At 67.5% G+C, this 15,564-nt stretch carries 13 protein-coding genes; 8 read left to right on the forward strand and 5 right to left on the reverse strand.

The features are described from left to right. The first annotated feature begins 131 nt into the window (after positions 1–131). A complete protein-coding gene (iolG, locus tag AC1DVR_RS20785) occupies positions 132–1,136 on the forward strand; it encodes an inositol 2-dehydrogenase (RefSeq protein ID WP_478002528.1) in 1,005 nt (334 codons plus the stop codon). 122 nt (positions 1,137–1,258) lie between these two features. On the opposite strand, the gene AC1DVR_RS20790 is transcribed toward iolG, so the two are convergent. Both AC1DVR_RS20790 and AC1DVR_RS20795 read right to left on the reverse strand, forming a co-directional pair. Continuing rightward, positions 1,259–2,737, reverse strand: a complete 1,479-nt coding sequence (locus AC1DVR_RS20790; RefSeq protein WP_478002529.1) for a multicopper oxidase family protein — start codon at positions 2,735–2,737, stop codon at positions 1,259–1,261. Between the two features lie 26 nt (positions 2,738–2,763). Further along, positions 2,764–3,549, reverse strand: a complete 786-nt coding sequence (locus tag AC1DVR_RS20795) for a hypothetical protein (RefSeq protein WP_478002530.1) — start codon at positions 3,547–3,549, stop codon at positions 2,764–2,766. A gap of 105 nt (positions 3,550–3,654) precedes the next feature. Between AC1DVR_RS20795 and argE the strand changes: the two genes are divergently transcribed. Next, positions 3,655–4,839 (forward strand): acetylornithine deacetylase, encoded by a 1,185-nt coding sequence (gene argE, locus AC1DVR_RS20800; RefSeq protein WP_478002531.1) that lies wholly within the window; start codon positions 3,655–3,657, stop codon positions 4,837–4,839. Beyond that, the gene (gene mnmH, locus AC1DVR_RS20805; RefSeq protein ID WP_478002532.1) at positions 4,840–5,931 is read left to right on the forward strand and encodes a tRNA 2-selenouridine(34) synthase MnmH; all 1,092 of its coding nucleotides are present in this window, start codon (positions 4,840–4,842) and stop codon (positions 5,929–5,931) included. Between the two features lie 81 nt (positions 5,932–6,012). Here mnmH and selD read toward each other — a convergent pair whose 3' ends face one another. Continuing rightward, on the reverse strand, positions 6,013–8,229 hold the full coding sequence (gene selD, locus AC1DVR_RS20810; RefSeq protein ID WP_478002533.1) for a selenide, water dikinase SelD: 2,217 nt from the start codon (positions 8,227–8,229) through the stop codon (positions 6,013–6,015). Between the two features lie 101 nt (positions 8,230–8,330). Here selD and rpoN point away from each other — a divergent pair, with 101 nt between their 5' ends. Further along, positions 8,331–9,629, forward strand: coding sequence for an RNA polymerase factor sigma-54 (gene rpoN, locus AC1DVR_RS20815; RefSeq protein WP_478002534.1), 1,299 nt, complete (start codon positions 8,331–8,333; stop codon positions 9,627–9,629). A 143-nt stretch (positions 9,630–9,772) separates the two neighbouring features. On the opposite strand, the gene AC1DVR_RS20820 is transcribed toward rpoN, so the two are convergent. Both AC1DVR_RS20820 and AC1DVR_RS20825 read right to left on the reverse strand, forming a co-directional pair. Continuing rightward, positions 9,773–10,759: an NAD(P)H-quinone oxidoreductase gene (locus tag AC1DVR_RS20820; protein ID WP_478002560.1), complete on the reverse strand. Its 987-nt coding sequence runs from the start codon at positions 10,757–10,759 to the stop codon at positions 9,773–9,775. Between the two features lie 7 nt (positions 10,760–10,766). Then, positions 10,767–11,462 carry a COQ9 family protein gene (locus AC1DVR_RS20825; RefSeq protein WP_478002535.1) on the reverse strand — a complete coding sequence of 232 codons (696 nt, stop codon included), beginning with the start codon at positions 11,460–11,462 and terminating at the stop codon, positions 10,767–10,769. 103 nt (positions 11,463–11,565) lie between these two features. On the opposite strand from AC1DVR_RS20825, the gene rpsU reads away from it, so the two are divergent. The 4 genes from rpsU (at position 11,566) to AC1DVR_RS20845 (ending at position 15,556) form a co-directional block, all read left to right on the forward strand. Then, positions 11,566–11,772: a 30S ribosomal protein S21 gene (rpsU, locus tag AC1DVR_RS20830; RefSeq protein WP_008027119.1), complete on the forward strand. Its 207-nt coding sequence runs from the start codon at positions 11,566–11,568 to the stop codon at positions 11,770–11,772. A gap of 170 nt (positions 11,773–11,942) precedes the next feature. Then, positions 11,943–12,986, forward strand: coding sequence for a LacI family DNA-binding transcriptional regulator (locus AC1DVR_RS20835; RefSeq protein ID WP_478002536.1), 1,044 nt, complete (start codon positions 11,943–11,945; stop codon positions 12,984–12,986). A 157-nt stretch (positions 12,987–13,143) separates the two neighbouring features. Beyond that, on the forward strand, positions 13,144–14,157 hold the full coding sequence (locus tag AC1DVR_RS20840; protein ID WP_478002537.1) for an SIS domain-containing protein: 1,014 nt from the start codon (positions 13,144–13,146) through the stop codon (positions 14,155–14,157). 97 nt (positions 14,158–14,254) lie between these two features. Continuing rightward, a complete protein-coding gene (locus AC1DVR_RS20845) occupies positions 14,255–15,556 on the forward strand; it encodes an ABC transporter substrate-binding protein (RefSeq protein WP_478002538.1) in 1,302 nt (433 codons plus the stop codon). Positions 15,557–15,564 lie beyond the last annotated feature (8 nt).

The raw sequence follows: 15,564 nt of genomic DNA on the forward strand, positions 1-15,564 counted from the left end.
ATTTTGCCAAAGCGCAAAGGCGCGCCGATTTTGGAATTTGTGGTTGAAAAAGTCGGAAAATGGAATATGCATTCCATGAAATTCGGGATGGGCCGCGCCGTCGGGGTGTGGCCGGTGGAAAGGGACGGAACATGACTCTGCGTTTTGGGCTTTTGGGCGCTGGCCGGATCGGGAAAGTGCATGCCAAGGCGGTGACGGGCAATCCGCAGGCCAGGCTGGTGGCGGTGGCCGATGCGATGGCGCCTGCGGCGCAGGCGATTGCCGATCAATACGGCTGCGAGGTCCGCACGATCGAGGCGATCCTTGCCGCCTCGGATATTGATGCGGTGGTGATCTGCACGCCGACCGACACCCATGCCGACCTGATCGAGAAATTCGTGAAGGCGGGCAAGGCGGTGTTCTGCGAAAAGCCGATCGACCTGAGCCTCGACCGGGTGAAAGCCTGCCTGAAGGTGGTGCGCGAGGCCAAGGGCACGCTGATGGTCGGCTTCAACCGCCGCTTTGACCCGCATTTCATGGCGGTGCGGGCGGAGATCGACAGGGGCGCGATTGGCGCGGTCGAGATGGTGACGATCACCTCGCGCGATCCGGGCGCGCCGCCGGTCGATTACATCAAGCGCTCGGGCGGGATTTTCCGCGACATGACGATCCATGATTTCGACATGGCGCGGTTCCTCTTGGGTGAGGAGATCACGGAAGTGTCGGCGATGGCCTCGGTCCTGGTGGATCCGGCGATTGGGGTGGCGGGCGATTTCGACTCGGTGCAGGTGATGCTGCGGACGGCGACGGGCAAGATGGCGCTGATCTCGAACTCGCGTCGCGCCACCTATGGCTACGACCAGCGGATCGAGGTGCATGGCGCGGCAGGCCAGGTTTCGGCCGAGAACCAGCGCCCGGTGTCGATCGAGGTGGCCAATGCCAAGGGCTACACCCGCCCGCCGCTGCACGATTTCTTCATGACGCGCTATACCGAGGCCTATGCGGCGGAGATCACGGCCTTCATCGCGGCGGTGGCGGCGAAGGCGCCGGCCTTGCCTTCGGGCGAGGATGGGCTTCTGGCCTTGGCTTTGGCGGAAGCGGCGCTGAAATCGGTCAAGGAAGGCCGGACGGTTCTGGTGTCGGAAATCACCGGCTGAGGGGTTTCGCGAGGTTCAGGGTTCGCGGCGCGGGAGAGATCCTGCGCCGTTTGCTTTTGCGGAAGCGTCCGGGGCGCTGCCCCGGGCCCCGGGATATTTATGGACCAATGAAATGGGGGGGCTTAAGCCACGGTGATGGAGGTCATCATGCCGTTGGCCATGTGGTAGAGGTGGTGGCAGTGCAGGAACCAGCCTCCAGGGTTGGTGAAATCCACCGCAACCGTCACCATGCCGCCGGGGGGGACGATGACCGTGTCGCGTTTGGGGCCGTTGAAGCGGCCTTGCCCGATGTCGACGACCTGGAAATGGTGGCCGTGCAGGTGCATCGGGTGCATCATCATCGTGGGGTTCATGAACATGAGTTCCACCCGTGAGCCGAGGGCCGCCTCGAGCGGCGGGGCCTCGCCATGGGCGGCGCCGTTGATCGTCCAGCGGTAGTTGTCGCCCTGGCCGAGGGCGATGTGGAGCATCCCGTTGGCGGGTTTGACGGGGAGGGGGTTCAGGGCCGCGAGGGTGGATTCGAGCGAGAGGTCGACGTAGGGCGCTTCGTCCTCGGCCGCATCGGCGAGTTTGGTGATGGGGGCGCCTTTGGTGGCCAGGATCAGGCCGGTGCGGGCGCGGGATTTTTCGACCTGGGCGAGGATCGGGAAGGCGCCGCCCTCGGGCGGGATGGTCAGGATGAGGTCGATGCGCTGGCCTTGGGCGAGGGGGAGCAGGGGCTGGCTGACCGGGGTGACCGGGTTGCCATCGACCGCCACGATCTTTGCGCCAAGCGCGCCAGGGGAAAGCCAGAAGGCGGTGGCGGTGGCGCCGTTGATCACGCGCAGGCGGAAGGGGCCGGGGGCGACCTCGATCACCTGCGGGTCGGCGAGGGTGCGGTCGTTGGCCAGATAGGCGTCGTAGGTCACGTCATTGGCGTGGATCATCGCGGGCATCGCCATGCCGGGCATCGCGCCGGTGGCGGTGGGCGTGTGGGACATGTCCATGTGGGACATGTCCATCCCCTTCATGTCCATCCCCTTCATGTCCATTCCGGGCATGCTGCCGCCGGTCGTGTCCGTGCCTGCCATGTGATGGGCCTTGGAGGTGAGAAGCTCCTGGGCAATCTCGGCCGGGGGGCGGAAGGCGAAGTCGTGCAGCATCATCACGGCCTCGGGCATCTCGGGCGCATCTGCCTCGCGCGTGACCATGGCGGCGGCCAGAAGCTGCTGCTCGGTCAGGGTGTGGGAGTGCATCCAATGCGTGCCGGGGGTGAGGGGGAAGTCGTAGGCCTCCTCGGTGCCGGTGGGTTGAAAGCCGCCATCGGGGCGGGTGCGGTCGTCGGTGTTCTTGTAGAGCACCTGGCCGTGGTAATGCAGGATCAGGTCGGTGCCGCTGTCATTGCGGACAGGGCCCTGAAAGCGGTCGCCTTCCCTGGCGAAGATGCCGGAGGTGCCATCGGGGCCGGTGATGCCGTAGACGGTGGCGGCGCGGCCCAGAACCTCGAGCTGGCGGGAGGCCACGGTCAGGGCGGGGGATGCGGCGCGCGCCAGACGGGGCAGGGCGGGGACCAAGGCGAGGCCTGCGGCGGCGGACAGGAATTGGCGGCGCGTCGGGGTCATGGTGGCCTCACTATGGCGGATGGGCGTCAGTTGGTGATCAGAAGATAGTCGGCAGCTGTGCTGCCGTCATTGGCGATGGTCACAAGGAAGCGGTCACTTTCGCGTGGCACAAAGCCGCAGAGCGCGGAAGGCCCGGCAGATTGGTCCTGACAGACGGGGTTGCCCGCCGCATCGGTCACCTTCAGCGTCACAGGGCCGCCGAACAGGCGCAGAAGTCCGATCTCGCCATAGCTTTGGCCCGCCATCGGCAGGGCGAAGGTCGTCGCCCCGTTGGGAGCTTGGCGCAGGGCGGTGACCTCGGCCACCGGGGCGGGCGGGGCGAGGTCCGAGCGGGCATCGGCGATCACGTCGCGCAGGATGTCGCCTTCGGGCGCCAAGTCGCGGGCCTGATCGAGCAGCGCGGGGATTGCCAGCGTGCCGGGCAGGGGGGCCGCGGTCGCGGGGTCGGGGACGACCTGCGGGGCTTCGGCGGGCGGGACGGGTGCGGGGTCGGCTTTGGCCTTCTTCTTCTTGCTCTTGTCGGCGGGCTTTTCGGGCGGTTTGGGTTCGGCCACCGGCTCCGCCGTGGCGCGTGTCACCTCGCGCAGGGTGACGCTGGCCATCAGGCGGGCGGCGGCGAGCAGCAGAACCGGGTCCTTGAGCGCAAGTCCCATGGCCTGCAGGCGGTGCGCTTCGATCAGGCGGGCGGTGGCGCCTTCGGTCGCGGGCGCGCTTTGGGGCAGGGGGGCGAGGTTGGGCGGCGGCAGGTCATCGGCCTGGGCGGTCAGGGCGAGACACGCGGTGAGGATGGCGGCAAGGGGCAGCGGGCGCATGGGGTCTCCTTCGCGGCCATGGTGGCGGAACTGCGGGGGAAAGAGAAGCGCCCTTCCGCAGGGGGGCGGGATGGGGTTATCGTCGGGGCAAAGAGGAGCCTGCCCTTGCCCGAAATCCTGTCTGCCCGCACCCGAGAGATCCTGTCCCGCCTGATCGCCTTTGACACGGTCAGCGCCAATCCGAACATGGCCCTAATGACCTATGTGCAGGGGCTGCTGGCCGAGGCCGGGGTGGACAGCCGTCTGATCCCGGATGCGACGGGGGGCAAGGCCAACCTTTACGCCTCGGTTGGGGCGGGGGAGGGTGGCGTGATGCTGTCGGGCCATACCGATGTGGTGCCGGTCGAGGGCCAGGCTTGGACCCGCCCGCCGTTCCAGCTGACCGAGGCCGAGGGGCGGCTTTACGGGCGCGGGGCGGCGGATATGAAGGGGTTTTGTGCGGCGGCGATCTCGCTGATAATCGAGGCGGCGGGGCGGGAGGCTGCGGGCCACAGGCTGGCTGTGCCCTTGCATCTGGCGCTGTCTTATGACGAGGAAATCGGCTGCATGGGGGTGCGCTCCCTCATCACCATGTTGGAGGGGGCGCCGGTGCGGCCGCGGTTCTGCATCGTGGGCGAGCCTACGGGGATGCAGGTGGCGACCGGGCACAAGGGCAAGGTGGCCTTGCGCGCGACCTGCACCGGGCGCGAGGGGCATTCGGCGCTGGCGCCCATGGCGCTGAACGCGCTGCATCTGGCGGCGGATTTCCTGAGCGCCGTTCGGGGTTTGCAGGCGGATGTGGCGGCTTATGGCGTCAAGGACGGCGATTACGATGTGCCCTATACCACGCTCCATGTCGGCAAGATGTCGGGCGGGGTGCAGGTCAATATCGTGCCCAACACGGCGGTGCTGGATTTCGAGATCCGCTCCCTGGCCGAGGATGACCCGGCGGTTTTGATTGAACGGCTGCGCGCGAAGGCAGAGGCGATCTGTGCGCCCTTGCGCGGGCAGTTCCCCGAGGCCGCGATCAAGATCGAGCGGCTCTGGGATTATCCGGGGCTCGGCACGCCCTCGGATGCCGGGGTGGTGAATTTCGTCAAGGGGCTGACCGGGGCCAATGGCACGATCAAGGTGGCGTTTGGCACGGAAGGCGGGCTGTTCGATGCCAGGCTGGGGATTGCGACGGTGATCTGCGGGCCGGGGTCGATGGCGCAGGGGCACAAGCCGGATGAGTTCGTCTCGGTCGAGCAGATGGCGCGCTGCGAGGCGATGATGGCGGCCTTGCTCACCCGGCTTGAGGCGGGGTTTTAGATGGCGGTGACGCTGACGGCGCTGTCGGATCTTGTGACGCTGGGGTTCGACACGATCATCGACGTGCGGGCGCCGCTGGAGTTTGCCGAGGATCATGTGCCGGGCGCGATCAGCCTGCCGGTGCTGGATGACGAGGAACGCGCGCGGGTGGGCACGATCTACAAGCAGGTCTCGCCCTTCACGGCGCGCAAGCTTGGCGCCGCGCTGGTGGCGCGCAATGCGGCAAAGCACCTGGAGGGGCCCCTGGCCGACAAGCCGGGCGGCTGGCGGCCCCTGGTCTATTGCTGGCGGGGCGGGCAACGCTCGGGGTCTTTCGCCACGATTTTGGCGCAGATCGGCTGGCGGGCCGAGACGGTGGCGGGCGGCTACAAGGCCTGGCGGGCGCTGGTGGTCAAGCAATTGTACGACACGCCGGTGGCGGCGAAAGTGGTGGTGCTGGATGGCAATACCGGCACGGCGAAGACGGATCTGTTGACGATATTGGCAGCGCAGGGCGTGCAGGTGATTGATCTGGAAGGGCTGGCGCGGCATCGCGGCTCGTTGTTCGGGCATATGCCGGGCGGGCAGCCTTCGCAGAAGGCCTTCGAATGCGCGCTGGCGATGGAATTGGCGCGGCTCGACCCCGCGCGGCCGGTGCTGGTCGAGGCGGAAAGCGCCAAGGTCGGCGACCTGCGCCTGCCACCGCATCTCTGGGCCGCGATGGGCAAGGCGCCACGCATCCGCATCGCGGCTTCGCTGGAGGAGCGGGCGCGCTATCTGACGCGGGCCTATGCCGATATCGTGGCCGATGGCGCGAGGCTGGCGCAGGTGATCGACCTTCTCCGCCACGCCCATTCCCGCGAGACGATCGAGGGCTGGATGGCGCTGGCCGAGGCGGGCGATTTCGAGGCGCTGGCGCATGACCTGATGCGCGTCCACTACGACCCGCGCTATGAAAAGCACCGGGCCCGGATGGCGGTTCTGGTACGGACTATCGCGGCGCCGAGCCTTGCCGAAGCAGACTTGCCGGGTCTGGCGGCCCAGGTGCGTGCGGCGCTGGCGGAGATTGTTCTGGAAGATGGGCAAATTGCCCATCCTACAAACCAGACCTGAGTCCTTCGCCTTCTACCCATTTCCATTTGCGCTTTGCCCAAATACTCCGGAGGGGCCCGGGGAGGCTGGCCTCCCCGCCGTTCAACCGGCGACCGGGCGGTTGGTGAGGATGATCTCCGGTACACCTGCGGTGACGGTGCCGATGATCCGCGCCTCGGGGTCGCCTGCGGCGTGGAGGCGGGGCAGCAATTGGGTGGCGAGGGTGGCGGGGACGGCGGCGAGGAGGCCGCCGCAGGTTTGCGGATCGAAGAGGAGGGCGCCCTGCGGGGTGGTCAGGCCCTCGCCGCGGATCCGGCCGAGGAGGCCCGCGCGGTTGGAGGGGGCGAGGGAGGAATGTTCGCCGGCTGCCGTTAGCGCCTCGGCCCCCGGCATCAGGGGGATGGCGTCGAGCCAAAGTTCTGCGGTGGTGCCGGAGGCTTCCATCATCTCGATCAGGTGGCCGGCGAGGCCGAAGCCGGTGACATCGGTCATCGCATGGGCATGGGGGGCGAGGAGGGTCGAGGCCTCGGCCAGGGGGCGGCGCATCCGGGTGAAGCAGGCGGCCACCGCCTCGCCCAGCATGAGGTCGGGCAGGCGAGCCATGGCCATCTCGGCGGCGAGGATGGTGCCGGAGCCGATGGGCTTGGTCAGCACCAGAAGGTCGCCGGGCCGCGCGCCGCCCTTGGGCACCGGGCGCTGGGCAAGGCCGGTGACGGTGAAACCTAGCGTCAGCTCGGCGCCCTGGCTGGTATGGCCGCCGACCACATCGGCGCCGGCGGCGGTGAAGACCTCCGCTGCGGCCGCCATCACCTCGGTCAGGGTGCGGGCCTGCAGCTCGGGCGAGAGGCGGGGCAGGATGACTTGCGCGAGCGCCACTTGCGGCTTGGCTCCCATGGCCCAGATGTCGCCGAGCGCATGGATCGCGGTCAGTTCGGCCATCAGGCGCGGGTCGTGGGTGAAGGCGCGCAAATGGTCGGTGGTCAGGACCTGCACGCCGCCGATCACCCGCAGGATGGCGGCATCGTCGCCGGCGCCGGCCATGACCTCGGCCCGCTGGGGGCTGGGCAGGGCTGCGACCATGGCCGAGACGCCGACCGAGCCGACCTTGGCGCCGCAGCCACCGCAGAGCGGCTTGTCGCCCAAGGCCTCGGCCAGACCGGTGACGGCGGGGCGGGGCAGGGCGGGGGGCGCCATCGCGGGGAAATCCTCGAACTTCGCCATGAATTTGCGGTCGATCCGGTCTTTCAGGCGCCAGAGCCAGCCGCCGCCGGCGCGCAGCCCCCATTTCTCGGCGAGGGCCTTCCTTTGCCCGAGCGAGACCAGCTTGAGGTAATCCTGCTGCGGTTTGAAAGGGTGCAGGGGCGCGCCGGTCAGGGTGGCGCGCAGGTTCTCCAGCAGGATGGGGGCGGCGCGGACGGCGTAGACGCCGGCCTTGGGGCGCGGGGCCTGAGTCAAGTGGGCGCAGTCGCCGGCGGCAAAGATCAGGGGGTCGGAGCTGCGCAGATCCGGGCCCACGGCGACATAGCCCTCGTGCAGGGCGAGGCCGGTGTCGGTAAGCCAGTTTTGCGGGCGGGCGCCCGCCACCGTCAGGGTGAAGTCGGAGGGCAGTTCGGTGCCGTCCTGCAAAAGGACAAGGCCGGGCCTCGCCTCGGCCGGGGTCTGGCCTGACAGGACGATCACGCCTTGGGCCTGCAGGGCGCGGCGCAGGGCGGCGCGGCTGGCGGCGGGGAGGTGGGGCAGAAGCGTGGTCTCGCGGTCGACGAGCGTGACCTGCGGCGCGGCACCGGACTGGCGCAGGCAGTGGGCGGAGGCGAGGGCGAGCTCGACCCCGCCCACGCCGCCACCGATCACCACGATGCTTGGGGTGGGCAGGGCACGGGCCACGAAAGCCTCCCACGCTTTGGCATAGGCGCCGAGGGGTTTGGCAGAATGGGTATGCGCGCCAAAGCCCGGCAGGTCGGGCAGGTCGGAGGTGATGCCGATGTCGAGCGAGGCGAGGTCATAGGGCAGGGGCGGTCGCCCGGCGAGGTGGATCAGTTGTGCGCTGCGGTCGAGGCCTGTGGCGCGGTCGAGGATCAGCCGCGCCCCGGCAAAGCGCGACAGGCGGACGAGGTCGATCAGGATCTCCTCTCGCCGGTAGTGGCCGGCGATCAGGCCGGGCAGCATGCCGGTGTAGGGCGCCACCGGATCGGGGTTGATCAGGGTCAGGCGGACGCCGGGCAGCGGCTTCATCGCCCACATCCGCAGGACCAGGGCATGGGCATGCCCGCCGCCGATCAGCACGAGGTCACGGACGAGGGGCAGGGTCGGGTCTTGCATCGCGCACTTTCCTGAAGGTCGGCGCGAGCCTAGCGGTGCGGGCGGCCAAAGGCGAGGGAACAGGCGTTGCAAGGCTGCACTTCGTGGTCTAGCCATGGCCCATGGCCCAAAGACAGCGCATCGAGGTCAAGCAGAGCCTGCGGCTGAAGCTCTCCGCCGGGCTTCGGGCCTCGATCGACATGCTGCGGCTGGATGCGGCGGGGCTGACGCGCCAGCTGGAGGAGCAGGCGGCCGAGAATCCCGGCCTGATCCTGACCGACCCGCTGCCGCGCGACTGGCTGCCGCGCTGGGCCGGGGTGCTGCCGGGCGCGGCCCGGGCCGAGCCGATGCGCGCCGACATGGGCGAGACCACCGCCGGGCCGGGGCCGAGCCTGATGGCCCATGTGCTGGCCGGGATCGAGCGCCGGATCAAGACCGCGCCCGAGCGGCGGATCGCCCTGTTGCTGGCCGAGGCGCTGGCGCCCTCGGGCTGGCTGGACCGGCCGGTTCTGGCCATCGCCCGCGAGGCCGGGGTAAAGGTCGCCGAGGTCGAGGCCGTGCTCCACCGTCTGCAGGAGACCGAGCCGGCCGGGCTTTTCGCCCGCAACCTGGCCGAATGTCTGAAGCTGCAGGCGCAGGAGGCCGGGATCTATGATGCGGTGATGAAGGTGGTTCTGGCCAATCTGGACCTGCTGGCGCGCGGCGCCACGGCGCGGCTGGCGCAGATGGCGGGGGTGAGCGAGGCCGAGATCCTGCGCCGCTTCCGCTCGATCCGGACGATGAACCCCAAGCCGGGCACCGCCTTTGACCCGTTGATGGCCGAGACCCTGCGCGAGCCCGACCTGCTGGCCCGCAAGCGCGCCGATGCCGGCTGGGAGATCACGCTCAACGGCAGCGCCCTGCCCGAGATGCGGATCGCGGCCACGGCGGGCAGCGCGGAAAACCGCGCCGCGGCCCGGATGCTGGAGCGGATGGTGGGGGCGCGCAACGAGACCCTGCTGCGCGTCGGCACCGAAGTCTTGCGCCGCCAGCAACTTGCCCTGTCCGATGGGGCCGGCCGCCTGCAGCCGATGACCATGGCCGAGGTGGCCACGGCGCTGGACCTGCATGAAAGCACGGTCAGCCGGGTGGTGGCGGGAACCTCGGTCGACACGCCCTGGGGGGTCTGGTGGCTGCGCAAGCTGTTCAGCCGCGCCCTTGGGGCGCAGGATGGCGACGAAGCCCTGTCCGCTGCCGCGATGCGCGACCTTTTGACCCGCAAGATCGCCGGCGAGACCGCGACCGCCCCCCTGTCGGACGAGGCCCTGGCCGCGAGCCTCGCCGCCGATCTGGGGGTGACCATCGCCCGCCGCACCGTGGCCAAATACCGCGCCATGCTGGGCATCCCACCCGCACACCGCCGCAAGCTGCGGACCCCCTAGGGCCGCAGGAAGGCCGCCGCAAAAGGCTGTCCCGAAGCGGCCCGGCGGGGAGAGATGCGCCCGAAGGCACCGTGGTCGAAGTCACGGCGCCAGAAATGATGGCGCCGGAGGTAGATGCGTCGGAGGCGGGCGTTCCGGCGGCGCTATTCCTCGACCTTCAACAGGATCTTGCCGACATGGCCGGGCGCCTCGATGCGCCAATGGGCAGCGGGGGCTTGCGGCAGGGGGTATTCGCTGTCGATCACCACCTTGAACTTGCCCGCCTCGATCATCGGCCAGACATGCGCCTCGACCTCCGCCGCGATGCGGGCCTTGGCGAGGTCGCTTTGCGGGCGCAGGGTCGAGCCGGTCAGGGTCAGGCGGCGCATCATCAGTTCGGCAAAATTGGCCTCGATCTTGGCGCCCTGCAGGAAGGCGATCTGCACCAGACGCCCATCATCGGCCAAAGCGGACAGGTTGATCGGCAGATAGGGGCCGCCCACCATGTCGAGGATCAGGTCCATCCCGCCCATTTTCTTCAGGATGGCGCCCCAATCCTCGGACTTGTAATTGAGGCCACGCTCGGCCCCGAGGGTTTCGCAGATCCGCGCCTTGTCATCGTTTCCGGCGGTGGCGAAGACCCGTGCGCCCAAGGCCTTGGCGATCTGGATCGCGGTGACACCGATGCCCGAGGTGCCGCCGTGGACGAGGAAGCGCTCGCCGCCTTTCAGCCCGCCGCGCATCACCATGTTGGACCAGACGGTGAAGCAGGTCTCGGGCAGGCAGGCGGCTTCGCGTAAGGACAGGCCCTTGGGGATCGGCAGGGCGTGGGTTTCGGGGCAGGCGGCATATTCGGCATAGCCGCCGCCGGCCAGCAAAGCGCAGACCTGATCGCCGATCTGCCAGCGCGTGCAACCCGGCCCCATCGCAACCACGGTGCCCGAACATTCCAACCCCGGCAGGGGCGAGGCGCTGGGCGGCGGCGCGTAAAGCCCGGCGCGTTGCAAAGCGTCGGGGCGGTTGACCCCGGCATAGGCCACCCGGATCACGATCTGGCCAAGACCGGGCACCGGCACCGGCACGGACACCGGGCTCAGCACATCCGGCCCGCCGGGGGCGGCAATCTCCATCGCCAGCATCGCGTTCGACATGGTCATGTTACAGGCCTTTCCTTGAGATATGCCCGGGCAGGTCATCCGCCTTTTGTGGCGCATGTATCCTTTCCAAAATCCTCAAAGGTCCAGCCAAAAGCGCCTTTCCCAGCGGATTTTCACGAAATCCCGCCTTGGCCTTCTCAAAGGCCATCACATTGGCGATGCGGCGGTCAAGAAAGGCCCAGGTTTCGGCATGACCCTCGCTGTCATCGCCCAGCCAGTAAAGGACGGTCGCCCCGTAAACCGCCGACAGCGTGGCGCGTTTGGAATACCAGTTCACGTCGGTCGAGGTGTCGCCAAGCGCCGTCCAGATCGTATCCGCCGTGCCCCAGATCGCCTGCGCCCCCTTGGCGGCATGGGCGGGCAGGGCGAAAAGCGCGGTGCCGCGCCGCACCACCTCGCGGTTGGCGCCTTCCAGCCGCAGGCGGACGGCATGGGTGACTTTCTCGCGAAAGCGCAGGGTGGAAAGGTCGCTTGCGGCGAGGGTCTGTGCCATCTGGCGGTCACCCTGATGGTGGTAGGCCAGCGCCAGATCGATGCCGCCCCTTGGCACCAGCGCATGGGCCAGCCCGGGGGGCACATCTGATTCGGCAATCGCAGCCGCCAGCGTGGCCTGCGACCATCCGTCAAAGATCACATGCGGCAAAGCGGCTTCCACCAGCTTTTGCAGGGCGATTTCGCGATCTGTATCGGCTTCCATCGTCGGTCTCCCAAGCTTTTGTGGACAAGCGCCGCCAGCTTTGCTAAGCGCGGCGAGCCTGCACATCAGTGCAACTCTAGCTTAGGAAGGTGGTGACAACCACATGCAGGTCAGCGTCCGTGACAACAACGTTGAGCAAGCCCTTCGGGCCCTCAAGAAAAAGCTCCAGCGCGAAGGCGTGTTCCGCGAAATGAAGCTCAAGCAGCATTTCGAGAAGCCCTCCGTCAAAAAAGCGCGCGAGCAAGCCGAAGCCGTCCGCCGTGCAAGGAAACTTGCGCGCAAAAAGCTTCAGCGTGAAGGCGGTCTTTAATTAGACCGTCGGACTTGAGGCTTTGACGCCGCAAGCCAACGCCTACGAACACTGGGGCAGCGATGCCCACCGATTGACCCCCGTCCGTGAGGCCGGGGGTTTTTCTTTGCGCGATCGCGGTTGGAAGAGCGCCGGCCCGCATGCTAGGAACGCGGCCTTGAGGTGCGGTCATGGACGATGAGAACGATCAGGTGAAGGCGGGGCGGGCGACGCTGAAGGATGTGGCGGCGCTGGCGGGGGTATCGCGGGCCACGGCGGCGCGGGCGATGAACAATTACGGCTATGTCGGCGGCGATGCGGGCGAGAAGGTCCGCGCTGCGGCCGAGGCCCTGGGCTATCACGGCAACCGCGTGGCGCAGGCTTTGCGGCAGGGCCAGATGCCGCTGGTGGGCTTTGTGCCGGGCGACATCCAGAACCCTTTCTTTGCGCGGATCGCCCATGACATCGACTTTGACCTGCGGCGGAGCAAGCACAGCCTGATCATCGCTTCCAGCGAGGAGGATCTGGCGCAGGAGCGCGATCTGGTCGGCAATCTTCAGGCGCTGCATGTGCGGGGGATGATCGTGGCGCCCGCCTCGGATGCCGACAACCGCCATCTGGCGCGGGTGGCGGCGGCGGGGATGCCCCTGGTGCTGATCGACCGCGATCTGCCCGATCTACCCTGCGACAGCATCACGGTCGACAATGCCGGTGGCGCGCGCGAGGCGGTGGCCTATCTGGTGGCGCAGGGTCACAGGCGCATCGCGGTGATCCACGAGGGGGCGGCGATTGTCACCGCAAGGCAGCGGCTTTCGGGCTATCTGCAGGCGCTGTCCGAGGCGGGAATCACCCATGACCCGGCGCTGATCGCGGTGTCACCCTCGACCGTCGAACATGCGATTGATGCCACGATCCGCCTCTTCAGCCAGTCGGACCGGCCGACCGCCCTCTTCACCGTCGACAGCCAGATGACCAAGGGCGCGCTTCTGGCGCTGCGCTCGATGGGGCTGGCGATCCCGCGGGATGTGTCCTTGGCGGGGTTTGACGACTTCGACCTTGCGACCTTCACCGACCCGCAGATTACCGTTGTGGCGCAACCGGTTGGGCTGATCGGGCCGCTGGCTGTGAAGATGCTGCTGGACCGGATGGGCGGGGCTGATCTGCCACCCCGGCGCACAAGGTTTCCGACGAAACTGATCCTGCGCGGATCGGTCAACCGGCCTGCCAAGGCCTGATCAGAAAAATCACTTCCCCCGCAAAACCCCTCTTGCCAAGCGGGTGTGCACGGACTTAGCGTGAGTGTGAGATCGGTCCCACACTCCGCAAGAGCTCGGGATCGACTTTTTTTAAACCCGAATGTGAGATCGGTCTCACAGCAGCCAAGGACAGAACATGCTGAACTTCGACAAGGACCGTTTCCTGCGCATCCAATCGGGCGCCATTGCGCTGACGGGCACGATCCGTCCGATGATGCGCGCGTTTTTGGACCAAGGCGTGGAGCGGCTGTACTTCATGGGCACCGGCGGCGTGCAGCTTCTGACGCTGCCGGCGATCGACGTGATCCGGCGCTATTCGACCTTCCCGGTCGAGGCGTGCTTTCCGGCGCAGGTCGTGCTCGACCCGCCCAAGGGGCTGGACGAGAAGGCGCTGGTGGTGATCCCCTCGCTTTCGGGGACGACGCGGGAAAGCGTGGAGCTGATGGCGTTCCTCAAGGCGCGCGGCATCAGGACGCTGACCCTGACCGGCCATGCCGACACGCCCCTGGCGCGCGAGGCCACCCACACTTTCACCAACTTTGCCGAGGATGACACCTCTTCGGAATCCTTCTATCTGCAGACGCTGATCATCGCCTTGGCCCTATTGGCCGAGACGGGTGATCTTTCCGATGCCGATGCGCTCATGGCCGAGTTGCAGGGCCTGCCCGCGCTTCTGGTCGCCGCCAAAGAGGCCTATGAGGCCGAGGCCGCAAGTCTGGCTGAGGCGATCCGCGACGAGCCCTGGCATATCTTCACCGGGGCAGGCGCGGTCTGGCCGCAGGCGAATTACTACGGCATGTGCATCCTGGAAGAGATGCAATGGATCCGCACCCGCCCGGTTCATGCCGCCGATTTCTTCCACGGCACCCTGGAACTGGTCGAGCCGGGGGTGAGCGTCTTCCTCTTCAAGGGCGAAGATGCCTTGCGCCCCCTGGGCGAGCGGGTTGACCGCTTCCTGCGCCGCTATACCGACAAGATCCATATTCTGGATGCGGCGCAGGTCGCCTTGCCCGGCATCTCGCCGAAGCTGCGTGCGCTGATCTCGCCCGTCGTGCTGGCCACCCTTCTGGAACGCCTCTCCGCCCATCTGGAGGTGCTGCGCGACCATCCGCTGACCACGCGGCGCTATTACAAGCGCGTCGAATACTGAGCTTGCCAGACCGGGGCGCCGAGACAGGCGCCCCCAAGACCCCGAGGCCGAAGTGCCCATCCTTGACACAGTGTCCCGCATCAACAGAGAGGTTCCCATGCGTCTTTCCCATATGTCCGCCCTTGCCGCCGTCCTGGCCGTGCTGGGCGCGCCCTTGGCGGCCGAAACGGCCACCGCTGACCCCGCCGCGACGGTCGATTACTCCGGCACGCTGAAAGTGCTGACCAAGTTCGGCGCCCAGCGTCTGCAACCCTACTTCGCCGATATCGCCAAGGCCTATATGGCGGCCCATCCCGGCGTCACCGTCGAGCTGATTCAAGAAGACGACGACAGCGTGAAGGGCAAGACCAAGACGCTGGTCGCCTCCAACGCGATGCCGGATGTGTTCTTCTCCTGGACCGGCACCTGGGGCGGCAATTTCGTGCGTGGCCATCGGGCGGTGGACCTGACGCCGGTGGCGGGGCCGACCACGGACTGGGGCAAGACGCTGGCCCCGGCGGCGCTGGATGCGTTTGTCTATGGCGGCAAGAACTATGGCATTCCCCTGTATCTGGACGCCAAGTTCATGGGCTATTCCAAACCGGCCTTTGCCGCCGCTGGCGTCGAAGTCCCGAAGACGCTGGAGGACCTGCTGGCGGTTTGTGACACGCTGAAGGCCAAGGGCATGACCGCCATTGCCATCGGCAACAAGGAGCCCTGGGTGGCGCTGCACTACCTGGGCCAGCTTCTCGCCTATGACGTGCCGCGCGCTGTGCTGGAGAAGGATTTTGACCCGACAACCGCCACTTACGACGACCCGGGCTATGTCGCAGCCCTTGGCCATCTTGCCGATATCGCCAGCCATTGCACGGTGGGTGCGGAGATGAACGGCATCGCCTATCAGACCGCGTTGCAGCAGTTGAGCGATGGCACGGCTGCGATGTATTATCAGGAAATCATCGAATTCGACAATTCCGCCAATGCCACGACCAAGCTGAAGCCGGAAGAGTTCGGCTTCTTCCGCCTGCCCGCGCCGAAGGATGCCAAGGGCGACCCGAAGGCTTTGGAGGGCGCGCCCGAGGGCTATATGGTCTCCTCCGCCTCGGAAAACGTGCCTTTGGCGCTGGATTTCCTGAAGTTTGTGACCAGCCCGGAGAATGGCAAGGTGCTGTCGGCGCCGCCCTATGGCCAGCCGAGCGCCGTGGTCGGCGGGGCTGATCCCGCCACCATGAACCCGGCGGTCGTCGGCGGGTTGAAGGATCTGGCCGAGGCGTCGTATCTCATCCAGTGGCTGGATACGGTGAACCACCCCAAGGTGGCGGCGGCCTGGCTGTCGAATGTGCAGGGCTTCCTCGGCGGTACGGTCACCGCGGATCAGGTCATGGCCGAAGTGCAAAAAGCCGCGAAAGACGCCAAGTGACAGGCGGG

Source organism: Rhodobacter sp. P2_H5 (assembly GCF_056403335.1).